Genomic DNA, 24,694 nt, shown 5'->3' with positions numbered 1-24,694 from the left:
TCAGCCCGCCTGGTCCAGAATACGTACGACTAACTGCGAGAAGCTCATTCCCGCCTGACGCGCCGCCATCGGCACAAGGCTATGGCTGGTCATACCCGGAGACGTGTTTGCTTCCAGCAGATAAAATTGCCCGTCACCGTCAAGCATCACGTCAATGCGTCCCCAGCCACGACATCCCAGCACATTCCAGGCTTTAAGCACCAGAGACTGTAATTCGGCCTCACGCTCTGCTTCAAGACCCGCTGGGCAGAAATATTGCGTCTCATCAGAGAGATACTTCGCCTCATAATCATAGAAGACTCCGGCGGGTTGGATGCGAATTGACGGTAAAATTTCTTCGCCAAGCATCGCGACGGTAAATTCCGGCCCGCTAAGCCATTTTTCAATCAGAACTTCTTCATCATGTTGAAATGCCAGTGCTAAAGCGTCAGCCAAATCTACAGCTTTATCGACTTTGGACATTCCCACGCTCGACCCTTCACGGCTCGGCTTCACAATAACCGGTAAGCCCAGTGCCGCAATGCGTGTATTAACGCTGTCCGACAGACCCAATTCATATTCACGACGCGTCAGTGCAACCCATGGCGCAACGGGCAGGTCCGCCCCCTGCCACAGCAGTTTGCTGCGCAGTTTATCCATGGAGATGGCGGATGCCATCACGCCGCTGCCGGTGTACGGCATGCCGATCAGCTCCAGCAGCCCCTGCAACGTGCCGTCTTCACCGCCGCGACCGTGCAACGCGATAAAGGCTTTATCGAAGCCCATCGCTTTCAGCTGCGTGACGTCCACCTCTTTCGGATCAACCGGATGCGCGTCCACACCACCTTCACGCAGGCCCGCCAGCACGGCAGCGCCCGAATTCAGAGAAACCTCGCGTTCGGCGGAAGTGCCGCCAAACAGGACAGCAATCTTATCAGCCATGACGCTCGTCCTCCTGAGTTTGCGGCTTCAGTTTGATTTCAGCTAAGGTACGGGCGATTTTGCCGATATTTCCCGCGCCCTGAATCAGGATCAGATCGTTACCCGTCAGGACCGGGGCAAGCATTTCAGCCACCTGCGCCGGGTCGGGAACCAGAATAGGATCCACTTTACCGCGTCCACGGATGGTACGACATAAAGAACGACTGTCCGCACCCGGAATCGGAGTTTCACCCGCTGCATAAACATCCAGCATCAGCAGGGTATCGACCTGCGAAAGGACGTTGGCAAAATCGTCATACAGATCGCGAGTACGCGTGTAACGGTGCGGCTGGAAGATCATGACCAGATTCTTTTCCGGCCAACCCGCGCGTGCCGCTTTGATGGTTGCGTCCACTTCCGTCGGATGGTGACCGTAGTCGTCTACCAGCATCGCAGAACCTGGCTTACCGTTTACCGGCTCCAGCGGGAATTCACCGAGGAAGTCGAAGCGACGGCCCGTCCCCTGGAAGCTCTCCAGTGCGCGCAGGATCGCTTCATCGTCAATGCCTTCTTCTGTCGCAACAGCCACCGCCGCTGCCGCATTCAGGGCGTTGTGACGTCCCGGAGCGTTCAGGGTGACATGCAGCAGGTCTTTATCCTGACGCGCGAGGGTGAAATGCCCCTGCGCACCGATCTGCTTGTAATCTTCTACGCGTACATCCGCGTCTTCGCTGAAGCCGTAGGTCGTAATTTGACGCCCGACGCGCGGCAGCAGCTCGCGAATAACCGGATCGTCCACGCACATCACCGCACGGCCATAGAACGGCAGGTTGTGCAGGAAGTTAATAAAGGTCTGCTTTAAGTTCTCGAAGTCGCCCTGGTAAGTGTCCATATGGTCAGCTTCGATGTTGGTGACGATCGCCACCATCGGCTGTAGATGCAGGAACGACGCATCGCTCTCATCCGCTTCCGCAATCAGATAACGGCTGTGGCCCAGACGCGCATGCACGCCAGCGGCTTTCACCAGACCACCGTTAACGAACGTCGGGTCGAGACCCGCTTCCGCATAAATGCTGGAGACCATCGCTGTTGTGGTGGTTTTACCGTGCGTACCGGCCACCGCAATGCCGTGACGGAAACGCATCAGTTCCGCCAGCATTTCCGCGCGACGGATCACCGGGATGCGCGCCTCATGCGCCGCAACGATTTCCGGGTTATCCGCGGAGATAGCGCTGGACACCACAACCACGCTCGCATCGCTCACGTTTTCCGGGCGATGATTGAAATAGATAGTCGCCCCCAGCGACGCCAGCTGCTGCGTAACAGGGTTTGGCGCCAGGTCAGACCCGCTGATCTGATAGCCTTCGTTAGCTAACACTTCGGCAATACCGCCCATGCCAGCACCACCGATGCCGACAAAGTGAATGTGCCGGACGCGACGCATCTCGGGCACGATAGAACGCAGTTTTGCCAGTTGTTGTGTATTCATTCTCTAAACGCCATCGACTACTTCAAAAAAATCGTGCAGCGCAACACGCACTGCGAGAATTATGCCTGGGCTGCCAGGCTCACTTCTTTTGCCACCCGTTCCGTTGCATCCGGGATAGCGGTCGCGCGTGCGCGTTGCGCCATCTCCAGTAATACATCCCGGTTCCAGCCCGCCAGGGTAGTGGCGACCGCATCAGCGGTAAATTGTGGCTGCTCAAAAATCTTCGCTGCGCCCGCTTTCTCAAGCGGCAGCGCATTCCAGTACTGCTGTCGGTCTTTGTGCTGGAACGGCACAAACAGCGCCGGTAAACCGGCGGCGGCGATTTCGCTCACCGTCAGCGCGCCCGAGCGACAGACCACAACATCGGCCCAGGCATAGGCTGCGGCCATATCATCAATAAATTCAGTCACTTTATGCTGCGGCTGACCTTCCTGCACGTAGGCCTGCTCAACGGTCTGCTGAGCGCCCTTCCCGCTCTGGTGCCAGATGGTCACCGCATCACCCAGTTTTGCCGCAACCTGCGGCATCGTCTGGTTTAAAATACGTGCGCCCTGGGAACCGCCGACGACCAGCACGCGCACCGGCCCTTCGCGACCCGCCAGACGCGTATCTGGCAGCGGCAGCGCCAGCACGTCCACACGTACCGGATTCCCTACGACATCCGCTTTCGGGAATGCCCCGGGGAAGGCCTGCATAACTTTGGTGGCGATTTTTGCCAGCCATTTGTTGGTCAACCCGGCAATACCGTTCTGCTCATGCAGAACAACGGGGATGCCCAGTGACCACGCCGCCAGTCCGCCCGGACCGGAAACGTAACCGCCCATGCCCAGAACGACGTCAGGCTTAAAACGCTTCATAATGGCGCGCGCCTGACGCCAGGCATTGAAAATGCGCACCGGCGCCAGCAGCTGCGCCTTGATCCCTTTGCCACGAAGGCCAGAAATACGAATAAAGTCGATCTCGATACCGTGTTTAGGTACCAGATCGGCTTCCATGCGGTCTGCGGTTCCCAGCCAGCGTACCTGCCAGCCCTGTTCCATTAAATGGTGCGCAACCGCCAGTCCCGGGAACACGTGTCCACCGGTACCGCCTGCCATCACCATTAACCGCTTCGGTTGATTCATCGTGAACCTCGTGTAAACGCCTGAGCTTTCTCCAGACGCGTTTCATAATCTATGCGTAACAAAAACATGATGGCCGTCGACATGATCAGCAGACTCGAACCACCATAACTGATCAACGGCAACGTCAGACCTTTGGTCGGCAGCATACCCGCTGCCGCCCCAACGTTTACCAGCGCCTGGAAGCTAAACCAGATACCAATTGAGCAGGCCAGGAAACCGGAGAAGCGGTGATCGATCTCCAGCGCTTTCCGGCCAATCGACATGGCGCGGAAAGCGACGAAGAATACCATTAATAGCGCCAATACCACACCGATATAACCCAGTTCTTCCCCAATAATGGAGAAGATGAAGTCGGTGTGCGCCTCCGGTAAATACTCCAGTTTTTGTACCGAGTTGCCCAGGCCTTGACCCCAGACTTCGCCGCGGCCAAACGCCATCAGCGACTGCGTCAGCTGGTAACCGCTGCCGAACGGATCTTCCCATGGGTTCCAGAACGAGGTCACACGGCGGATACGGTAGGGCTCGGCGAGGATCAGCAGCACCACCGCCGAAATCCCCATCCCGATGATGGCAATGAACTGCCACAGTTTTGCGCCCGCCAGGAACAGCATCGCCAGCGTAGTGACAAACAGTACGACTACCGTACCGAGGTCGGGCTGCGCCAGCAGCAGGATCGCGAGGACCAGAATCACGCCCATCGGTTTTAAGAAGCCACGAAGGTTGTTACGAACTTCGTCAACTTTACGCACCAGGTAGTTAGCCAGGTAGCAGAACAACGACAGTTTGGTGAACTCCGCGGGCTGGATACGCAGTGGCCCAAAGGCAATCCAGCGTGATGCCCCGTTAACGGAGCTCCCGACAACCAGAACGATCAACAGCATGATGATTGAGGCGATGAGCATGGCTGTACTGTGCCGCTGCCAGAACGACATCGGCAGGCGTAAGGTGATCATTGCCAGGCAGAACGCGAGAATGATGTACAGCCCGTCACGCTTGGCAAACAGGAACGGGTCGTTTGCCAGACGCTGTCCGACAGGCATTGACGCCGAGGTGACCATAATAAAGCCGATCGCTGCCAGCCCCAGCGTGAGCCAGAACAGCGTGCGGTCGTACATAATCAGGCTATCGGAATCTTTATCCCGGGAAGCCATCACCCAGCCTTTCAGCGCCGTAAACAGCCATACCAGGATACCAAATCCTGGCAGGCGCGGCATTTTCAGGCGAGGGAGAGATAAACGCATCAGCCTAACTCCTTCGCCAGGCGGGTAAAGACATCACCCCGCTGTTCGAAACTCTTGAATTGATCGAGGCTGGCACAGGCTGGCGAGAGCAGTACCATATCGCCGGGCTTCACGCGTGGGGCGATGAGGCGCATCGCCTGCTCCATGGTCTCGGTTTGCTCGGCGACTTCAGGACGCAACGCCGCCAGCTCGCTGCCATCGCGGCCAAAGCAATACAGGCGCACGTTATCACCGTTGAGGTACTGCTTCAGCGAGGAGAAGTCAGCCGATTTACCGTCGCCGCCCAGCAGCAGGTATAGCGTGCCATCAACGTGCAAACCGTTCAGTGCCGCCTCGGTGCTACCCACGTTGGTCGCTTTGGAATCATTAATCCAGCGTACGCCGTTGTGCTCCAGCGCCAGCTGGAAGCGGTGCGCCAGGCCGGTAAAGGTGGTGAGCGCCTTCAGGCTTGAAGATCGCGGCAGGCCAACAGCATCCGCCAGCGCCAGCGCCGCCAGGGCATTAGTGTAGTTATGCTGGCCGGAGAGCATCATTTCTTTCACGTTCAGCACTTTCTCACCTTTCACACGTAGCCAGGTTTCGCCCTGCTGACGATTAAGGTGATAGTCACCCATGTTAATACCGAAGCTAATGCAGCGTTCGTCTGCGCCGCGCACCGGCATGGTGAGTGCATCATCGGCATTCACTACGCAAACTTTGGCATTTTCATAAACGCGCAGTTTGGCCGCACGGTACTGCTGCAAGCCGAACGGGTATCTGTCCATATGATCTTCGGTGACGTTTAGGATCGTCGCCGCCGCCGCATGCAGGCTTGAAGTGGTTTCCAGCTGGAAGCTGGAAAGCTCAAGGACGAACAGCTCACACCCTTTATCAAGCAGCATCAGAGCGGGCAGACCAATGTTACCGCCCACGCCGACATTTTTGCCCGCCGCCTTCGCCATTTCCCCCACCAGCGTGGTGACGGTGCTTTTACCGTTTGAACCGGTAATGGCGACGATCGGGGCCTGCGCCTCCCGGCAGAACAGTTCGATATCGCCGACAATCTCAACGCCCGCATCCGCGGCGGCGTTCAGGGAAGGATGCGCCAGCGCCATACCGGGGCTGGCAACTATCAGATTGGCGGCCAGCAGCCACTCATCATTCAGACCACCCAGGTGGCGTTCAACCTGCTCCGGCAGCTTGTCCAGACCCGATGGAGAGACGCGCGTATCCATCACGCGCGGCGTCACGCCACGCGCAAGGAAAAAGTCCACGCAGGAGAGGCCGGTGAGGCCCAACCCGATGATTACGACTTTTTTGCCCTGGTAATCTGCCATGATTAACGTACCTTCAGCGTTGCCAGGCCAATCAGCACCAGCATCAGCGAAATAATCCAGAAGCGCACAATGACGCGCGGCTCCGGCCAGCCTTTCAGTTCATAGTGGTGGTGAATCGGTGCCATACGGAAAATGCGCTGACCGCGCAGCTTGAAGGAACCGACCTGCAAAATCACCGATAGCGTCTCAACCACAAACACACCGCCCATGATCACCAGCAGGAACTCCTGACGCAGCAGCACGGCGATAATGCCCAGCGCACCGCCCAGCGCCAGTGAACCGACGTCGCCCATAAAGACCTGCGCCGGATAGGTGTTAAACCACAGGAAGCCCAGCCCCGCCCCGACAATCGCCGTACAGACGATCACCAGCTCACCCGCATGTCGCAGGTACGGGATGTGCAGGTAGTTTGCAAAGTTCATGTTACCGGTCGCCCACGCCACCAGCGCGAAACCGCCCGCGACAAACACGGTTGGCATGATGGCCAGGCCGTCCAGACCATCGGTCAGGTTGACGGCATTGCCGGTGCCGACGATCACAAAGTAAGCCAGCAGAATGTAGAACAGCCCCAGCTGCGGCATCACGTCTTTGAAGAACGGCACCACCAGCTCGGTGGCCGGGGTGTCTTTTCCTGCCAGATAAAGCGCGAAGGCCACGCCCAGCGCAATCACCGACATCCAGAAATACTTCCAGCGGGCGATCAAACCTTTGGTGTCTTTGCGCACGACTTTACGATAGTCGTCAACAAAACCGATGATCCCGTAGCCAACCAGGACGGTCAGCACGCACCAGACGTAGGGGTTAGACGGATAGGCCCACAGCAGAACGGACACCACAATCGCGGTCAGGATCATGATCCCGCCCATGGTCGGCGTACCGCGCTTGCTGAAGTGCGATTCCGGACCATCGTTGCGTACAACCTGGCCGAAAGAGAGTTTTTGCAGACGGGCAATCATGCGCGGGCCCATCCACAGCGAGATGAACAGCGCAGTCAGCAGGCTGACGATGGCGCGAAACGTCAGATAGGAAAAGACGTTAAAGCCTGAGTAATATTTGACCAAATGTTCGGCCAGCCAAACTAACATGTCCCGTTCTCCTGTAATGCGTGCACAACCTCTTCCATGGCGGCACTACGTGAACCTTTAACTAAAACAGTCACAATCTGTTTTTCTGTAATCAATGCCTTCAGGCGTTCGATCAGTGCAGATTTATCGGCAAAATGTTCGCCAACTTCACTGGCATCGGAAATGGCCTTGCTCAGCGTGCCTGCGCTCAATACGCGGTCAAGCCCGGCGGCTTTCGCCGCTTCACCCACCTGAACATGGCAGGCTTCGCTTTCATCACCCAGCTCGGCCATATCGCCCACAACCATCACGCGATAGCCCGGCATCTCAGACAAGACCTGCACGGCCGCCGTCATGGAGCCGACGTTAGCGTTGTAGGAGTCATCCAGCAGAAGTTTGTTTTCAGCCAGCTGGATCGGGAAAAGACGCCCCGGCACGGCTTTTAAATTTGCCAGACCTGCTTTGATCGCCGCGTGTGAGGCACCTACCGCCATTGAGAGCGCTGCCGCAGCAAGCGCATTGGCGATGTTATGACGACCGGGCAGGGGCAGCAGCACCTCGATGTCGCCCGTTGGGGTCGTGAGGGTGAACTCGGTGCCGTGTGACGTCACATGAATGTTGGTCGCCGAAAAATCACTGTTTGCCGCATTCGGTGAGAAGCGCCAGGTTTTGCGTGAACCAATGATGCTCTGCCAGTTCAGCCAGTCGTTGTTATCGGCGTTCATAATGGCGATGCCGTCATCCGGCAGGCCGGTATAAATTTCACCTTTCGCTTTCGCCACACCGGCCAGCGAACCAAAACCTTCAAGATGTGCCGCCGCCAGGTTATTCACCAGCGCCGCTTCCGGACGCGTCAGGCTCACGGTCCAGGCGATTTCGCCCTGATGGTTAGCCCCTAACTCAATCACCGCATATTCATGCTCGTGGGTCAGGCGCAGCAGCGTCATCGGTACACCGATGTCATTATTAAGGTTGCCCGCCGTATAAAGCGTGTTACCGCACTGGCTAAGGATCGCCGCCGTCATCTCTTTAACGGAGGTTTTGCCCGACGAGCCCGTCAGCGCCACGACGCGTGTTGGCACCTGCTGGCGAACCCATGCCGCCAGCTCGCCAAACGCCAGGCGCGTATCTTTCACCACAATCTGCGGCAAATCGATATCGAGCTTACGGCTGACCAGCAGCGCGCCCGCGCCGTTATCTTTAGCCTGTTGCGCAAAATCGTGGGCGTCAAAACGCTCGCCCTTCAGCGCCACAAACAGGCAGCCCGCCGTCACCTTACGGGTGTCGGTGGTCACAGCCTCAATGGTTAGATCCTGACCATGCAGCATCCCCTGCAATACCGCAGCGGCCTGGCTTAACGTAATGCTAATCATGCCACCACTCCCAGCAGACGCGCTGCCGTCACGCGGTCGGAGTAATCCAGACGACGATTGCCGACGATCTGATAATCTTCATGACCTTTACCGGCCAGCAGAACCACATCGTTCTCCTGCGCCTGCATAATGGCGTTAGTCACGGCCTCCGCACGGCCTTCGACCACGCGCGCACGACCCGCGTCCAGCATGCCCGCCAGAATGTCATTGATAATGGCCCGCGGCTCTTCGGTACGCGGGTTGTCATCGGTTACCACGGGAATATCTGCGAACTGCTCAGCTATGGCGCCCATCAGCGGACGTTTGCCCTTGTCGCGATCGCCACCGCAGCCAAACACGCACCAGAGCTTGCCTGCGCAGTGCAGACGCGCCGCTTCCAGCGCTTTTTCCAGCGCATCCGGCGTGTGTGCGTAATCCACGACCACCGTCGGCTTGCCCGGCGCGCTGAACACTTCCATGCGGCCACAGACCGGTTGCAAACGCTCAGACGTTTTCAGCAGATCCGCCATCGGGTAGCCCAGCGCCAGCAGCGTCGCCAGCGCCAGCAGCAGGTTACTGACGTTAAAGGCCCCCATCAGGCGGCTTTCAATTTCACCTTCGCCCCAGGTGGAAGCGAAGCGGATCGTCGCCCCACTATCGTGGTAGTTCACCTCGACCGCCTTCAGCCAGCGGCTGCGGCAGTTCGGATTAATGCGATCTTCCATCGACACCGCCACCGCATCCGGCAGTTTTTCCAGCCAGCGGCGACCGACTTCGTCGTCGGCGTTAATGATCGCCTGCCCGTGGTGGTGAGTGGAATAAAGCAGCCATTTCGCCGCTTCGTAGTGCTCCATATCACCATGATAATCAAGGTGATCGCGGCTCAGGTTAGTAAAGACAGAGGCAGCAAATTTCAGGGCCGCCACGCGATGTTGTACCAGACCATGGGAAGAGACTTCCATCGCAGCGAAGGTCGCCCCCTGCTCAGCGAGGCCCGCCAGCACACGCTGCACGTCAACCGCCGAGCCTGTAGTGTTTTCCGTCGGGCTTACTTTGCCCAGAAGACCGTTCCCCACCGTGCCCATGACGGCACCGGTTTCGCCCAGCAGCTGCGCCCACTGCGCCATCAGCTGAGTGGTGGTGGTTTTTCCGTTGGTTCCTGTCACGCCAACCAGCTTTAACTGGTCGGAAGGTTCGTTGTAAAAACGTCCTGCCAGCGCGGAGAGACGCTCATTCAGCTGGCTGAGATAGATGACCGGCACGCCGTGCATTTCACGGATCTCACCGTCTGTTGCCTCATCTTTGGCCTCAGCAATAATGGCAGCAACACCTTGCGCAATCGCCTGCGGGATATAACGACGCCCGTCCGCCTGATGACCCACCACTGCCACAAAAAGATCGCCAGAAGCCGCTACGCGGCTGTCCAGTACCATCTCTCGCAGTGCTCGCGCAGGTAGCATAGGCACCCACGGAGCAAGAAGGTCGCGCAAATTACGATCTGCCACCTGTTCCCTCGCCTTGATTAATTACAAATTCACTTTTTTCGCCCGTCGCCAGCGCATCCGGTTCAATGTTCATGGTGCGCAACACGCCGCCCATAATAGCCCCGAACACAGGCGCGGAGACGGCGCCGCCGTAGTATTTACCCGCCTGCGGATCGTTGATGACGACCACCAGCGCAAAACGCGGATTGCTTGCAGGCGCTACGCCTGCGGTATAGGCAATGTATTTGTTGATATAGCGGCCGTCCGGCCCCACTTTTTTCGCTGTACCGGTTTTAATGGCGATACGATAGCCCTTAATTGCGGCCTTCACGCCGCCACCGCCAGGTAACGCGACGCTTTCCATCATATGCACGACGGTACGAACGATAGATTCCGGGAAAACACGTTCCCCCGGAACCGGTGGATCAACTTTGGTGATCGACAGCGGACGATAAATGCCATAGCTGCCAATCGTTGCGTAGACTCGCGCTAACTGTAAGGGAGTTACCATTAGCCCGTAGCCGAAAGAGAAGGTGGCCCTCTCTATGTCAGACCACCGTTGTTTTTGAGGATATAAGCCACTGCGTTCTCCGACCAACCCCAAATTGGTCGCCTTTCCCAGCCCAAAACGTGAGTAAGTATCTACTAACGCTGAGGACGGCATCGCTAACGCCAGTTTTGACACACCGACGTTACTCGACTTCTGTAAGACCCCGGTGAGGGTCAGTTCGCTGTAACGTGCCACGTCTTTGATTTCGTGACCGTTAATTCGATAAGGAATCGTATTCAGAACGGTATTTTCGTTGACGATGCCTCGCTGTAGAGCCGTCATCACCACCATAGGTTTTACGGTTGAGCCGGGTTCAAACACATCGGTGATGGAGCGGTTACGCATTGCATCTTTTGCTGTACCGGCAAAATTATTCGGGTTGTATGAGGGGCTACTGGCCATCGCCAGCACTTCACCTGTCGCCACATCCACCAGCACGGCGCTGCCCGATTCCGCCTTGTTAAACGCGACGGCGTTGTTCAGCTCACGATAGACCAGCGCCTGCAAGCGTTCATCAATACTCAGGGCCAGGTTGTGCGCGGCCTGGCTGTCTGTCGAGGAAATGTCTTCAATGACGCGACCATAGCGGTCTTTACGCACGATTCGCTCGCCAGGCTGGCCGGTAAGCCACTTGTCGAAGCTTTTTTCAACGCCCTCAATCCCCTGGCTATCCACGTTGGTAAAACCAATCAGGTGCGCGGTGACTTCGCCCGAAGGATAGTAACGGCGGGATTCTTCCCGCAGATGAATGCCGGGCAGCTTCAGTTTCTTAATGTAGTCAGCCATGTCAGGGTTCACCTGACGGGCAAGATAGATAAAGCGCCCTTTCGGGTTGGCGTTAACGCGCGACGCTAGCTGATCCAGCGGCATTTTCAACGCGTCTGACAGCGCCTTCCAGCGGTTATCAAGGGTGATCCCGCCTGCATCGTGTAACTCTTTCGGATCGGCCCAGATCGCCTTCACCGGCACGCTCACCGCCAGCGGACGCCCGGAGCGGTCGGTGATCATCCCACGAGAGGTGGAAACTTCCTGCACGCGCAGAGAACGCATATCCCCCTGACGCACCAGCATGTCAGGCGCGATGATTTGCAGCCACGCCACGCGTCCAAGCAGGAAACCCAGCGCCAGTAAAATACAGCCGCAAAGCAACGCAAAACGCCAACTGACAAAGTTGGCCTGTTCTTCCTGGCGTTTTGGTTTTAGCGTTTTTGCCGCTGCTTTCATGCGTCGCGTTTTCCCTTATTTTTGTACTACGATATTTTCCTGCGAAGGATCAACATGCTGTAATTGCAGTTTTTCCGTTGCGATCCGTTCAACCCGGCTGTGATCGCCGAGCGCGTTTTCTTCAAGGATCAGATTTCGCCATTCAATATCCAGCGCATCGCGTTCCAGTACCATCTGTTCGCGCTGCGCAGTCAATAAACGGGTATGGTGAGCGGTGGTGACCACCATGACTGCCGTCACAATGATGCAAATGAACAAGCAGAGTGGCAGCTTCCCAAACCGCAAAAGATCGTCGCCGATCACGCCAGGCAAGGCATGGCGCTCGTTGCTTCCTAACGATCCCTTAACTTTGCTTAGGGTCTCTGTCACTCTGCTGATCATGCGTTCGTCCTCTCTGCAATACGCAGCACTGAACTACGGGCACGTGGATTCTCTGCCACCTCTTCTTCGCCCGGCATCAACTTGCCTAATGCTCGCAACTGTCGGCCTCCCAGCTTTCTGAGTTGTTCTTCCGTCATCGGCAGCCCAGCTGGAACCTGCGGACCGCGGCTTTGTTCACGCATAAAGCGTTTTACGATGCGATCTTCCAGCGAATGGAAGCTGATGATGGATAACCGCCCACCCGGGGCCAGCACGTCGAGCGAGCTTTTTAGCGCCAGCTCTATTTCCTCCAGTTCACTGTTTACCCAAATACGAACCGCCTGGAAGGTACGGGTCGCAGGATGTTTGTGCTTATCCTTCACCGGCGTTGCCGCCGCGATGACTTCTGCTAGCTCTTTGGTGCGGGTCATTGGCTCAACGCGGTTGCGCTCCACGATGGCGCGGGCAATACGTTTGCCAAAGCGTTCTTCACCGAAGGTTTTGATTACCCAGGCGATATCCGCTTCGTCAGCAGTTTGTAGCCACTCGGCGGCGGATTGTCCGCGCGTCGGGTCCATCCGCATATCCAGCGGCCCATCACGCATAAAGGAGAAGCCGCGTTCTGCATCATCAAGCTGTGGTGAAGAGACGCCAAGATCGAGAAGAATCCCGTCGATCTTGCCGGTCAGGCCGCGCTCAGCGACATAATCCGCAAGCGCAGAGAAAGGTCCATGCACGATGGAAAAGCGAGGATCATCGATGGTTTGCGCAACGGCAATCGCCTGCGGATCGCGGTCAATTGCCAGCAGGCGTCCTTCCGCTCCAAGCTGAGAGAGGATCAAACGCGAGTGACCACCGCGACCAAAAGTGCCATCAATATAGATGCCGTCTGGACGAATATTCAGGCCGTTAACGGCCTCATCCAGCAGCACCGTTGTATGTTTATAATTTTCCATCATATTTATAGAGACAAGTCCCGCAGCCGTTCCGATAATGTTGCGGAATCAGACTGCTCAGCGTCGATATCTTCCTTGACCTGTTGATACCAGGTCGTTTCGTCCCACAGTTCAAACTTGTTGAACTGCCCGACCAGCATCACTTCTTTAGTCAGACCGGCATGTTGCCGCAACACAGGCGCAATCAATAATCGCCCGGCGCTATCCATCTGACATTCACTGGCATGTCCCAATAACAGCCGCTGTACGCGGCGTTCCTGCGGGTTCATGCTCGACAGTCGCGACAGCTTTTGCTCAATGATTTCCCATTCAGGCAAAGGGTAAAGCAGCAGGCAGGGGGAGTTGATGTCAATGGTGCAAACCAGTTGACCCGAAGCGTTCTCAATCAGCTGGTCGCGATATCGGGTTGGTACCGATAAACGCCCTTTGCTGTCGAGATTGACTAACGTTGCTCCACGGAACATGCCAGCCTCACCCCTCCTCACCACTTTAACCCACAAATTCCCACCTGAAGGAGTTTACGGAGCGAGGGAAAAGCTTGTCAAGCCAGGACTCTCTCTATACCGGCGTGCAAGCACCGTATTTACAGAGCAAGAGTGACCTGGCTAATAACTACACAACTGGCGAGGCAAAATTAACGTTATGAATATTTGTAAGAAAAAAACGAATATGCACACGAGCGTTAAGACTCACTCAATATCATCGCAGGGAAATATAAAGTGTCAGTTTGCGACGCGGGCAGCATTTTAAGGCATATCGCCGGGGGATAACAGCACCAGATTAAGCGCAAGGCAATATGGATTCGTTCGTGTACATTGAGGGCTGAAGGGGACAGTAAAAAATGGCTGAATATTCATCGGCTGGCGGCTGTTTGTAACAAAACAATACAAAAGAATGCCCGTTAAAAATTATAATTGCGCTTTTTAACGCCAAAACGGATTCAGAAAAATAGCCGGCTACGAATCTTAGAGATAAATCCTAATTTTTATCCGGGAATTATTTCCCGCAATAAATGCGCCGCAAAAGGGGCAGTTTTACCGCCCCTGTGGAAATATTAATGGCGGCTCAAAATCCCGCGCCGATAGAGATTACGTTTGATACGCGTAAGCCCGGGTTTCGGTTTGCGAGGTTCATCCAGGCTTGCCAGAACAATCTCAAGCACGCGCTCGGCGACGTCGCGGTGACGCTGAGCCACGGCCAGCACCGGACATTGCAGGAAGTCGAGCAGTTCGTTATCGCCGAAGGTCGCAATCGCCAGATCGGATGGCAGCTTGCCATCGCGACGTAACGTCACGTCCATCACCCCCTGCAACAGGGCAAACGAGGTGGTAAACAACGCCTGCGGCATCGGGTGCGTTTCCAGCCATTTCTCGAACAGCTGAGCAGCCGCTTCGCGCTCATAGCTGTTGGCATACAGATAATGAACGTCACGCGGATCGTCTTTCCACGCCGTACGGAACCCTTGTTCACGCAGGAAGCTCACGGATAGTTCAGGCAAAGCGCCAAGATAGAGCACCGTTTCCGCCGGGAAGGTACGCAGCTCGGCAGCCAGCATTTCTGCATCGTCCTGATCGGCGCCTACGACGCTGGTGAAATGTTCACGATCCAAAGCACGATCCAGCGCCACAATCGGGAATGGATCGTTCGCCCAGCGCTGATAGAAAGGATGCTCGGGTGGTAAAGAGGTCGACACGATGATGGCGTCAACCTGACGTTGCAGCAGATGCTCAATGCAGCGCATCTCGTTGTCGGGCTGATCCTCGGAGCAGGCAATCAACAGCTGATAGCCCCGCTGACGAGCCTGACGTTCAAGATAGTTGGCGATGCGGGTATAGCTGGTGTTTTCCAGATCCGGGATCACCAGGCCAATCGAGCGGGTGCGTCCGGCACGTAAACCTGCGGCGACAGCATTCGGATGGTAATTATGCTCACGAACGACTGCCATCACTTTCTCAACGGTCTTATCGCTGACACGATACTGCTTTGCTTTACCGTTAATCACATAGCTGGCCGTGGTTCTCGACACGCCGGCGAGCCGGGCGATTTCATCCAGTTTCACAATTGCCCCTCAAAAAAAGAAAAAAGTCCATGGCCCTGTCAAGGTTATGGTTAAATATTTTAACATCTAAACGCAGAATAGCTTTCACGGCAACCGCTTTTGTCCGCGTTGTCGGCGGATTACGCAAAAAAAAGCCCGGCTTTGGCTACCGGGCTGAAAGAGGCGAACCTTTTGCGCAACTAACGCATGATTTTATCGCCGCGCGAGAGGCCAACAACGCCAGAGCGCGCAACTTCAACAATTTTTGCCACATCCCTGACGGAGGCCAGGAACGCATCCAGCTTATCGCTCGTTCCGGCAAGCTGCACAGTATATATAGAAGGCGTGACGTCAATGATCTGCCCACGGAAAATATCCGTGTTACGCTTGACCTCTTCACGGCCATAACCGCTGGCCTGAATTTTCACCAGCATCACTTCACGTTCGACGTAAGCCCCCTGCCCCAGCTCGCTGACGCGCAACACGTCCACCAGCTTGTGCAATTGCTTTTCGATCTGCTCAAGCACTTTCGCATCGCCGACAGTCTGGATCGTCATGCGGGAGAGCGTTGGATCATCGGTCGGCGCAACGGTCAGGCTTTCAATGTTGTATCCGCGCTGCGCAAAAAGCCCAATGACGCGTGACAGTGCGCCCGACTCATTTTCCAGTAATACAGATAATATCCGGCGCATATCAGGTTCTCTCCGTTTTGCTTAACCACATTTCATCCATACCACCGCCACGGATATGCATCGGATAAACGTGCTCTGTGCCGTCGACGATGACGTCCATGAAGACGAGGCGATTGTTTTTAACGTGCTCAAGCGCTTCGCCGAGCTTCGCTTCCAGCTCTGACGGATCGGTTACCCGCATGCCAATATGACCATAGGCTTCAGCCAGACGGACAAAGTCCGGAAGTGACTTCATATAAGACTGAGAGTGACGGCCGGAATAAATCATATCCTGCCACTGCTTCACCATACCGAGGTAACCGTTATTCAGGTTAAGCACCAGCACTGGCAACTCATATTGCAGCGCAGTAGAAAGCTCCTGAATATTCATCTGTATACTGCCATCACCCGTTACGCAGATAACCGTTTCGTTCGGCAACGCCAGCTTCACCCCCAGCGCGGCGGGCAGACCAAAGCCCATCGTGCCAAGCCCGCCTGAGTTGATCCAGCGACGCGGTTTATCAAACGGGTAATACAACGCAGCGAACATCTGATGCTGGCCTACGTCAGAAGTGACATACGCCTCGCCTTTGGTCAGATGCCAGATCGTCTCGATCACCGCCTGCGGCTTGATGTTTTCACTCTGCGTGTCGTATTTAAGGCACTGACGGCCGCGCCATTGTTCGATTTGCTGCCACCAGTCACGGATCTCATCCAGCGGTTGAGAGGCGGTCTCCTGCGCCAGCAGTTCCAACATTTGATCCAGCATCTGTCGTGCGTCCCCCACGATGGGCACATCCGCCGGCACCGTTTTAGAGATAGAAGTAGGATCGATATCAATGTGTAGCACCGTCGCATTCGGACAGTATTTCGCCAGGTTATTGGTGGTGCGATCGTCAAAACGTACGCCGACGGCAAAAATCACATCAGAATGGTGCATCGTCATATTGGCTTCATAGGTGCCATGCATACCCAGCATGCCCAGCGCCTGACGGTGGGTAGCCGGGAATGCCCCCAGCCCCATCAGCGATGACGCGACAGGAAGATTCAGCTTCTCAATCAGTTCGCGTAGTTGCGTTTCACAGGCTGCATTGACGGCGCCGCCCCCCACATAGACTACGGGCTTTTTCGCAGCCAGCAGCGTTTGCAGCGCACGCTTAATCTGGCCTTTGTGCCCTTGCGTCGTCGGATTATACGAACGCATGCTCACCGACTCAGGCCACAGGTAAGGCAGTTTATTCGCGGGATTGAGAATATCTTTTGGCAGATCGACAACCACTGGCCCAGGACGACCGCTGGCGGCCAGCCAGAAGGCTTTTTTCAGCACGCCCGGGATATCTTCCGTTTGCTTAACCAGAAAGCTGTGCTTCACCACGGGGCGTGAGATCCCCACCATGTCGCATTCCTGAAACGCATCATAGCCAATCAGTGACGTCGCCACCTGTCCGGAGAGAATGACCAGTGGAATAGAGTCCATATACGCAGTCGCAATGCCGGTGATGGCATTGGTCGCTCCCGGCCCCGAAGTGACCAGCACTACACCCACTTCGCCCGTGGCGCGGGCCAGGCCGTCAGCCATATGCACAGCAGCCTGTTCATGACGAACCAGAACATGATCAATACCGCCTACCGTGTGCAGCGCGTCATAAATATCGAGAACCGCGCCTCCGGGATAGCCGAACACTTGTTTCACGCCCTGATCGATAAGCGATCGGACGACCATTTCCGCGCCAGACAACATCTCCATGCTTTGCCTCCAGGCTTTTGTTATAGACGGTCAACAGAATTCATTTCCGCGCCGTCTTCTGACAGGGTGAACCCATCTTATAATGTGCAGAGTGATGGATACCTTAACCGCTCGTTATGAGGCAGGCAATTAGCAAACGGAATGCGGGAATGGGCAATAAAAGCAGAAAAAATAGCTGTCAGACACGAATATGGTGAATTCGTCTGGTATGAGGGGAGACGCTAATAATTCATCTCTTAAAAAGTGGATGGATCAGGAAATCATCTATTTTTAAGCCGCCCTGAGCGTCTGAAAAAATGCGCACAGAACAAAATATTGCCTGAATAAAAAATCACAGAATAAACCGCATGGCACCATGCGGTTTATTCACCCTGACTTATCGACGACAAATATTGATCAGCAACTCTTCCATCCACTGATGCCCTTTATCCCGCCCCGCCGCTTCATGCCAGGAAAGATAACAGGTACGGCTATTCAGCTTGAGCGGCAGAGGTAAAATTTGCAGGCTCAGCGAATCGGAGAACTCTTCAGCAAGCCAGCGCGGTGCAATAGCGACTAGCTGCGTCTGAGAAACGACATTTAAAACGCTGACCATCGCCATCCCCTGATAGGCCACGCTGGCTTGTTTATCGGCAGTGTCATACCACGGCTGACTGAACGAAGCATATCTGTCCAGAGCAACAACGGCATGCTGCTCGCTGTAAACATCGCTTTCACGCAGCGGCGAATTCATGCGTGGATGTTTTTTGCTGGCGACTAACACCATTTCATCTTTAAACAACGGAACACAGGCAAACTCTGGACGGCGAAACTCTTCGTAGCCCAGAACGAACTCCGTTTCCTGATAACGAAGCTGGTGCTCAGTGTTTTGATTTAAAGATGATTTAAAAACGAGATGAATATTAGGAGCAATCTGTTCAACTTTATTATATATAACAGACGTCAAATAATTGTCTAACGGACTGCAAACACAGAGATGGAAAACCCGCTCACTGCTTAAAGGTTCAAACCCTGAGCCGGGAAGCTCATTTTGAACCAGCTGTAGCGCCTGACGAATCGAACCGAATAGCTGGAATGCACGCGCCGTGGGCTGGATACCTCTTCCATACCGGACGAATAACTCGTCGTTAAACATCACCTTAAGTCTGGCTACGGCATTACTCACGGCAGGTTGAGACATTCCCAGAGATTGCGCTGCTCGCGTAATATTCTGCTCCTGCATAACTGCATCAAATACAGTTAACAGGTTGAGATCCACTGTGCGTAACTGAGGCTTAACCCCATCATAAGGCTGTGGTTGGTTAATATTATTTTCTGGCATTTCTGACTCCACTGTCACGCTAAATTCCCTTTGCCAAAGTACAGTAATAACTTCGAAAAATATGATTTACCATGCATATACAACAAGCGAAAGGAAATTATTTAAAATTCAGAATATATAAAGAACCCTCATTCAAGAGATGCCATTAAGCATCCCCTGAATGAAGAGCTAAAAATCGTTCAAATGATATCTAAAACTTTAATGCAGGCATGAAACCATAAAGCTGGCAAATACACAATCACCGCCTTAGTTAATAATAACTTAAGTATTATTAAACTATGAAGGGCATACACCACGATTTCATTAACAAAATGATATCAATATTGATAACTTTCCCGCCCATGATTCATTCATAGAACTTATAACTCAATGAAATAAAACACATTCCATTTCACAGCACATCGGTAAAAATACTGTGTTCAATTGCTACCAATTATATTCAAATTATTCCAGAGATGAATCTCAAGTCCAATAATAGACAATTAAATCGGTTAACAGCGTAAAAACCAGCACAATTAGCTAATGTGTTTATCCTGCGCTGAGTGGCCATTTTGCCTGAGAGGGGTTGACATGAGTCAGCGTATCCAGTACCACTAAAAGCATATCGCATTCATCTGGAGCACGATTCATGATTCGCACCCTTCGTTTCACCGGTCTACTACTACTAAACGCATCCACTGTGCGCGGTAGACTGGCGGGCGAAATTCAGCGTTGAATCGTCTTCAGTAAAACTAAAAACCCGCGCCACTGCGCGGGTTTTTTTATGCTCGTAGCAAGGCGCCCTAAGACTGACAAGGACCTAACCCATGAGCCAGCAAGTCGTTATTTTCGATACTACTTTACGTGACGGTGAACAGGCATTACAGGCGAGCCTGAGTGTTAAAGAAAAACTGCAAATTGCGCTGGCCCTCGAACGCATGGGTGTAGACGTAATGGAAGTCGGCTTTCCCGTCTCCTCGCCGGGTGATTTCGAGTCAGTACAGACCATCGCCCGCACCATCAAAAACAGCCGCGTATGCGGTCTGGCTCGCTGCGTTGAGAAAGATATTGATGTGGCCGCGGAATCCCTGAAAGTTGCAGAAGCCTTCCGTATCCATACATTCATTGCCACCTCCCCCATGCACATTGCAACCAAGCTGCGCAGCACGCTGGATGAAGTGATCGAACGTGCGGTGTATATGGTTAAACGCGCGCGTAACTATACTGATGACGTCGAATTCTCCTGTGAAGATGCAGGCCGCACGCCGATTGACGATTTGGCCCGTGTAGTGGAAGCCGCGATTAATGCCGGAGCCAGAACCATCAACATCCCGGATACCGTCGGCTACACCATGCCGTTTGAGTTCTCTAACATCATCACCGGCCTGTACGATCGCGTGCCAAATATTGATAAAGCCATCATCTCTGTTCACACCCACGATGATTTGGGTCTGGCTGTGGGCAATGCCATCGCCGCCGTCCACGCCGGCGCGCGTCAGGTAGAAGGGGCAATGAACGGCATTGGTGAACGCGCCGGCAACTGCTCGCTGGAAGAAGTGATCATGGCGATCAAGGTGCGCAAAGACATTATGAACGTACACACTCGCATCAATCACAACGAAATCTGGCGCACCAGCCAGACCGTGAGCCAGATTTGCAATATGCCGATCCCGGCGAACAAGGCGATTGTTGGTACTGGCGCGTTCGCTCACTCCTCCGGTATTCACCAGGATGGCGTGCTGAAGAACCGTGAAAACTACGAAATCATGACTCCGGAATCCATCGGTCTGAACCAGGTTCAGCTGAACCTGACCTCACGCTCTGGCCGCGCGGCGGTGAAACACCGTATGGAAGAGATGGGGTATCAGGACAGCGATTACAACATGGATCAGCTGTACGACGCATTCCTGAAGCTGGCTGACAAGAAAGGCCAGGTCTTCGATTACGACCTGGAAGCGCTGGCATTTATCAACAAACAGCAGGAAGAGCCAGAACACTTCCGTCTGGACTACTTCACCGTTCAGTCAGGCTCAAGTGATATCGCTACCGCCTCCGTCAAGCTGGCCTGCGGCGATGAAATTAAAGCGGAAGCCGCCAACGGTAACGGCCCTGTGGATGCCATTTACCAGGCGATTAACCGCGTCACTGAGTACGACGTAGAGCTGGTGAAATACGACCTGACGGCAAAAGGGCACGGTAAAGACGCCCTGGGCCAGGTTGATATCGTCGTCAACTATAACGGTCGCCGCTTCCACGGTGTGGGTCTGGCGACAGATATCGTCGAATCCTCCGCGAAAGCGATGGTGCATGTCCTGAACAACATCTGGCGCGCAGCCGAAGTCGAAAAAGAGTTGCAACGCAAAGCTCAGAATAAAGAGAACAACAAGGAAACCGTGTGATGTCGAAGAATTACCATATTGCTGTGTTGCCGGGTGACGGTATTGGCCCGGAAGTGATGACACAGGCGCTGAAAGTACTGGAAGCCGTTCGTTCGCGTTTTGCGATGAAAATTACCACCAGCCACTACGACGTGGGCGGTATTGCCATTGATAACCACGGTACTCCCCTGCCGAAAGGGACTGTAGAAGGCTGCGAGAATGCCGATGCCGTTCTGTTTGGCTCAGTGGGTGGCCCTAAGTGGGAACACCTGCCTCCAGCAGAGCAGCCAGAGCGCGGCGCGCTGCTGCCGCTGCGTAAACACTTCAAACTGTTCAGCAACCTGCGTCCCGCGAAGCTGTACCCGGGGCTGGAAGAGTTCTGCCCGCTGCGCGCCGATATCGCCGCCAACGGTTTCGACATTCTCTGCGTGCGTGAGCTGACCGGCGGGATCTACTTCGGGCAGCCAAAAGGCCGCGAAGGCAGCGGTCAGCATGAGAAAGCGTTTGATACCGAGGTGTATCACCGTTTTGAAATTGAACGTATCGCTCATATCGCGTTTGAGTCAGCGCGCAAACGCCGCCGTAAAGTGACCTCTATTGATAAAGCGAACGTGCTCCAGTCGTCTATTTTGTGGCGCGAAATCGTCAGTGAAGTTGCCAGGCAGTACCCGGACGTTGAGCTGTCACATATGTATATCGACAACGCAACGATGCAGCTGATTAAAGATCCGTCCCAGTTTGACGTGCTGCTGTGCTCCAACCTGTTCGGCGATATTCTCTCGGATGAATGCGCGATGATCACCGGCTCCATGGGCATGCTGCCCTCGGCCAGCCTGAACGAAGAAGGCTTTGGCCTGTACGAACCGGCGGGCGGCTCCGCGCCGGATATCGCAGGTAAAAACATCGCCAACCCGATTGCGCAGATCCTCTCCCTGGCTCTGCTGCTGCGCTACAGCCTGGATGCAGGCGATGCAGCAACCGCAATTGAAAACGCCATTAACCGGGCATTAGAAGAAGGCGTCCGTACCGGTGATTTAGCACGCGGCACGGCGGCAGTCAGTACCGATGAAATGGGCGACATCATTGCCCGCTATGTCGCTGAAGGGGTGTAATCATGGCTAAGACGTTATATGAGAAGTTGTTTGATGCGCACGTTGTTTACGAAGCACCAAACGAAACCCCACTGTTGTACATCGACCGTCATCTGGTACACGAAGTGACCTCTCCTCAGGCATTTGACGGCCTGCGCGCGCATAAGCGCCCGGTGCGTCAGCCGGGTAAAACCTTTGCCACGATGGATCACAACGTTTCCACCCAGACCAAAGACATCAATGCATCTGGCGAGATGGCGCGTATCCAGATGCAGGAGCTGATTAAGAACTGTAACGAGTTTGGCGTGGAGCTGTACGATCTGAACCACCCCTATCAGGGCATCGTCCACGTAATGGGGCCTGAGCAGGGGATTACTCTGCCGGGCATGACCATCGTCTGCGGTGACTCCCACACCGCGACGCACGGCGCATTTGGCGCCCTGGCGTTCGGGATTGGGACCTCTGAAGTTGAACACGTTCTGGCGACGCAGACCCTGAAGCAGGGCCGCGCCAAAACCATGAAGATTGAAGTGAAGGGTAAAGCTGCGCCGGGTATCACCGCGAAAGATATCGTGCTGGCGATTATCGGCAAAACCGGCAGCGCAGGCGGCACCGGTCACGTCGTGGAATTCTGCGGCGACGCTATCCAGGCGCTGAGCATTGAAGGTCGTATGACCCTGTGCAACATGGCCATTGAGATGGGCGCCAAAGCAGGCCTGGTGGCCCCAGACGAAACCACCTTCAACTATGTGAAGGGGCGTCTGCATGCGCCGAAAGGTCAGAATTTTGACGACGCGGTAGCGTACTGGAAAACCCTGAAAACGGACGAGGGGGCAATTTTTGATACCGTTGTGACGTTACAGGCGGAAGAAATCGCCCCGCAGGTCACCTGGGGCACCAACCCGGGCCAGGTGATTTCCGTCAACGACAGTATTCCTGACCCGGCCTCCTTTGCCGATCCGGTCGAACGTGCCAGTGCGGAAAAAGCGCTGGCTTACATGGGGCTGAAACCCGGCGTACCGCTGACCGACGTGAGCATTGATAAAGTATTCATTGGCTCCTGTACCAACTCCCGTATTGAAGATTTACGCGCTGCGGCAGAAATCGCTAAAGGCCGCAAAGTGGCGCCGGGCGTGCAGGCGCTGGTTGTGCCAGGCTCCGGTCCGGTGAAAGCCCAGGCGGAAGCGGAGGGTCTGGATAAGATCTTTATCGAAGCAGGCTTCGAGTGGCGCCTGCCGGGTTGCTCCATGTGTCTGGCGATGAACAACGACCGCCTGAATCCGGGCGAGCGCTGTGCTTCCACCAGCAACCGTAACTTTGAAGGCCGTCAGGGCCGCGGTGGGCGCACCCACCTGGTCAGCCCGGCAATGGCCGCCGCTGCGGCAGTCACCGGTCATTTCGCCGATATTCGCAGCCTGAAATAAGGAGACAATCATGGCAGAGAAATTTACCCAACATACGGGCCGGGTTGTCCCTCTGGACGCCGCTAACGTCGATACTGACGCGATCATTCCTAAGCAGTTTTTGCAGAAAGTGACGCGCACGGGTTTTGGTGCGCATCTGTTCAACGACTGGCGTTTCCTCGACGATAAAGGCGAAGTGCCGAACCCGGAATTCGTCCTGAACTTTCCGGAATACAAAGGGGCTTCCATTCTGCTGGCGCGGGAAAACTTTGGCTGCGGATCGTCGCGTGAACATGCGCCCTGGGCATTAACCGACTACGGCTTTAAGGTGGTTATCGCCCCGAGCTTCGCGGATATCTTCTACGGCAACAGCTTCAACAACCAGCTGCTGCCGGTGACGCTGAGTGACGAACAGGTCGATGAACTGTTTGCGCTGGTGCAGGCGAATCCGGGGATTTCGTTTGAGGTGGATCTGGAAGCGGAAGTGGTGAAAGCCGGGGATAAGATCTACAGCTTCAGCATTGATGCGTTCCGCCGCCACTGCATGCTGAACGGTCTGGATAGCATTGGCCTGACGCTGCAACACGAAGAGGCTATCTCCGCTTACGAGAAAAAACAGCCTGCGTTTATGGGTTAAAGGCAATGGCCCGCAGGGCGCGGGCCATTGATAAGGGTGCGTTGAGGCTCAACCACTCTGGAGTGGCGGGGAAAACTCCCCGCCAATACTGCTAACGTTTTGCTTCGTAAGCCAACACTGCCGCCAGCTCTGTTTTCTCCTGTCTGAAGTGCAGCTCACACAGCGAGTCGCGCACCATCCAGGTGAAGATCAACAGCGTCGTACAGATCAGAAACAAACCTAACAGCAGAGTACGTTTTGGCATTCCAGCCTCCTTATTGCTTTTCGGCAATGAAGAGACTAACCTCGCAATGTTGGTTGTGAAGTTGGTCTCCCCATCAGTTTTTTGATGTGGGACTCTCCACTGTTTGCCTCTTGCGAAAGCCTGAG

22 protein-coding genes are annotated in these 24,694 nt (G+C 54.9%); 5 read left to right on the top strand and 17 right to left on the bottom strand.

Features of this window, described 5'->3' with window-relative positions:
• The 16 genes from KTH07_RS01340 to leuO form a co-directional block, all read right to left on the bottom strand.
• Entirely contained in the window at window positions 1-921 is a 921-nt protein-coding gene (locus tag KTH07_RS01340) for a D-alanine--D-alanine ligase (protein WP_017694515.1), read from the bottom strand.
• The gene (gene murC / locus KTH07_RS01335) at window positions 914-2,389 is read right to left on the bottom strand and encodes a UDP-N-acetylmuramate--L-alanine ligase (RefSeq protein ID WP_003856345.1); all 1,476 of its coding nucleotides are present in this window, start codon (window positions 2,387-2,389) and stop codon (window positions 914-916) included. The genes KTH07_RS01340 and murC overlap by 8 nt, the downstream gene beginning before the upstream one ends.
• A gap of 59 nt (window positions 2,390-2,448) precedes the next feature.
• The gene (gene murG, locus KTH07_RS01330) at window positions 2,449-3,513 is read right to left on the bottom strand and encodes an undecaprenyldiphospho-muramoylpentapeptide beta-N-acetylglucosaminyltransferase (protein ID WP_017383783.1); all 1,065 of its coding nucleotides are present in this window, start codon (window positions 3,511-3,513) and stop codon (window positions 2,449-2,451) included.
• Window positions 3,510-4,754, bottom strand: a complete 1,245-nt coding sequence (gene ftsW / locus KTH07_RS01325) for a cell division protein FtsW (RefSeq protein WP_006810115.1) — start codon at window positions 4,752-4,754, stop codon at window positions 3,510-3,512. The genes murG and ftsW overlap by 4 nt, the downstream gene beginning before the upstream one ends.
• Window positions 4,754-6,070, bottom strand: coding sequence for a UDP-N-acetylmuramoyl-L-alanine--D-glutamate ligase (murD, locus tag KTH07_RS01320; RefSeq protein WP_032620913.1), 1,317 nt, complete (start codon window positions 6,068-6,070; stop codon window positions 4,754-4,756). The genes ftsW and murD overlap by 1 nt, the downstream gene beginning before the upstream one ends.
• Window positions 6,071-6,072: 2 nt before the next feature.
• Window positions 6,073-7,155 (bottom strand): phospho-N-acetylmuramoyl-pentapeptide-transferase, encoded by a 1,083-nt coding sequence (gene mraY / locus KTH07_RS01315; RefSeq protein WP_003856353.1) that lies wholly within the window; start codon window positions 7,153-7,155, stop codon window positions 6,073-6,075.
• The gene (murF, locus tag KTH07_RS01310; RefSeq protein WP_023303078.1) at window positions 7,149-8,507 is read right to left on the bottom strand and encodes a UDP-N-acetylmuramoyl-tripeptide--D-alanyl-D-alanine ligase; all 1,359 of its coding nucleotides are present in this window, start codon (window positions 8,505-8,507) and stop codon (window positions 7,149-7,151) included. Before murF ends, mraY begins: the two co-directional genes overlap by 7 nt.
• Complete coding sequence (gene murE / locus KTH07_RS01305; protein WP_075606854.1) at window positions 8,504-9,991, bottom strand: UDP-N-acetylmuramoyl-L-alanyl-D-glutamate--2,6-diaminopimelate ligase; 1,488 nt, start codon at window positions 9,989-9,991, stop codon at window positions 8,504-8,506. The genes murF and murE overlap by 4 nt, the downstream gene beginning before the upstream one ends.
• Window positions 9,978-11,744: a peptidoglycan glycosyltransferase FtsI gene (gene ftsI / locus KTH07_RS01300; RefSeq protein ID WP_003856361.1), complete on the bottom strand. Its 1,767-nt coding sequence runs from the start codon at window positions 11,742-11,744 to the stop codon at window positions 9,978-9,980. The genes murE and ftsI overlap by 14 nt, the downstream gene beginning before the upstream one ends.
• 15 nt (window positions 11,745-11,759) lie before the next feature.
• Window positions 11,760-12,125, bottom strand: a complete 366-nt coding sequence (ftsL, locus tag KTH07_RS01295) for a cell division protein FtsL (RefSeq protein WP_003856363.1) — start codon at window positions 12,123-12,125, stop codon at window positions 11,760-11,762.
• Window positions 12,122-13,063 carry a 16S rRNA (cytosine(1402)-N(4))-methyltransferase RsmH gene (gene rsmH, locus KTH07_RS01290; RefSeq protein WP_003856366.1) on the bottom strand — a complete coding sequence of 314 codons (942 nt, stop codon included), beginning with the start codon at window positions 13,061-13,063 and terminating at the stop codon, window positions 12,122-12,124. Before rsmH ends, ftsL begins: the two co-directional genes overlap by 4 nt.
• 2 nt (window positions 13,064-13,065) lie before the next feature.
• Entirely contained in the window at window positions 13,066-13,524 is a 459-nt protein-coding gene (mraZ, locus tag KTH07_RS01285; protein ID WP_006810119.1) for a division/cell wall cluster transcriptional repressor MraZ, read from the bottom strand.
• 590 nt (window positions 13,525-14,114) lie between these two features.
• The gene (cra, locus tag KTH07_RS01280) at window positions 14,115-15,119 is read right to left on the bottom strand and encodes a catabolite repressor/activator (protein ID WP_003856369.1); all 1,005 of its coding nucleotides are present in this window, start codon (window positions 15,117-15,119) and stop codon (window positions 14,115-14,117) included.
• Window positions 15,120-15,298: 179 nt separating this feature from the next.
• On the bottom strand, window positions 15,299-15,790 hold the full coding sequence (gene ilvN, locus KTH07_RS01275) for an acetolactate synthase small subunit (protein ID WP_003856371.1): 492 nt from the start codon (window positions 15,788-15,790) through the stop codon (window positions 15,299-15,301).
• A gap of 1 nt (window position 15,791) precedes the next feature.
• Complete coding sequence (ilvI, locus tag KTH07_RS01270; protein WP_063162016.1) at window positions 15,792-17,516, bottom strand: acetolactate synthase 3 large subunit; 1,725 nt, start codon at window positions 17,514-17,516, stop codon at window positions 15,792-15,794.
• 376 nt (window positions 17,517-17,892) lie between these two features.
• Window positions 17,893-18,837 (bottom strand): transcriptional regulator LeuO, encoded by a 945-nt coding sequence (gene leuO, locus KTH07_RS01265; RefSeq protein ID WP_017383788.1) that lies wholly within the window; start codon window positions 18,835-18,837, stop codon window positions 17,893-17,895.
• Between the two features lie 628 nt (window positions 18,838-19,465).
• On the opposite strand from leuO, the gene leuL reads away from it, so the two are divergent.
• From leuL to leuD, 5 genes are all read left to right on the top strand, one after another.
• Entirely contained in the window at window positions 19,466-19,552 is an 87-nt protein-coding gene (leuL, locus tag KTH07_RS23570) for a leu operon leader peptide (protein WP_057979999.1), read from the top strand.
• 91 nt (window positions 19,553-19,643) lie between these two features.
• A complete protein-coding gene (leuA, locus tag KTH07_RS01255) occupies window positions 19,644-21,215 on the top strand; it encodes a 2-isopropylmalate synthase (RefSeq protein WP_017383789.1) in 1,572 nt (523 codons plus the stop codon).
• Window positions 21,215-22,306, top strand: coding sequence for a 3-isopropylmalate dehydrogenase (gene leuB / locus KTH07_RS01250; RefSeq protein WP_017694521.1), 1,092 nt, complete (start codon window positions 21,215-21,217; stop codon window positions 22,304-22,306). Before leuA ends, leuB begins: the two co-directional genes overlap by 1 nt.
• 2 nt (window positions 22,307-22,308) lie before the next feature.
• Complete coding sequence (gene leuC, locus KTH07_RS01245) at window positions 22,309-23,709, top strand: 3-isopropylmalate dehydratase large subunit (protein WP_015572663.1); 1,401 nt, start codon at window positions 22,309-22,311, stop codon at window positions 23,707-23,709.
• A gap of 10 nt (window positions 23,710-23,719) precedes the next feature.
• The gene (gene leuD, locus KTH07_RS01240; protein ID WP_015572662.1) at window positions 23,720-24,325 is read left to right on the top strand and encodes a 3-isopropylmalate dehydratase small subunit; all 606 of its coding nucleotides are present in this window, start codon (window positions 23,720-23,722) and stop codon (window positions 24,323-24,325) included.
• A gap of 91 nt (window positions 24,326-24,416) precedes the next feature.
• Here leuD and KTH07_RS01235 read toward each other — a convergent pair whose 3' ends face one another.
• A complete protein-coding gene (locus tag KTH07_RS01235) occupies window positions 24,417-24,569 on the bottom strand; it encodes a Hok/Gef family protein (RefSeq protein WP_010427008.1) in 153 nt (50 codons plus the stop codon).
• Window positions 24,570-24,694 lie beyond the last annotated feature (125 nt).

Source organism: Enterobacter cloacae complex sp. ECL72 (assembly GCF_019056635.1).
GTDB lineage: Bacteria > Pseudomonadota > Gammaproteobacteria > Enterobacterales > Enterobacteriaceae > Enterobacter > Enterobacter hormaechei_C.
Note: the sequence above shows the minus strand (reverse complement) of the source record. Positions and strands in the feature narration are given on the sequence as shown.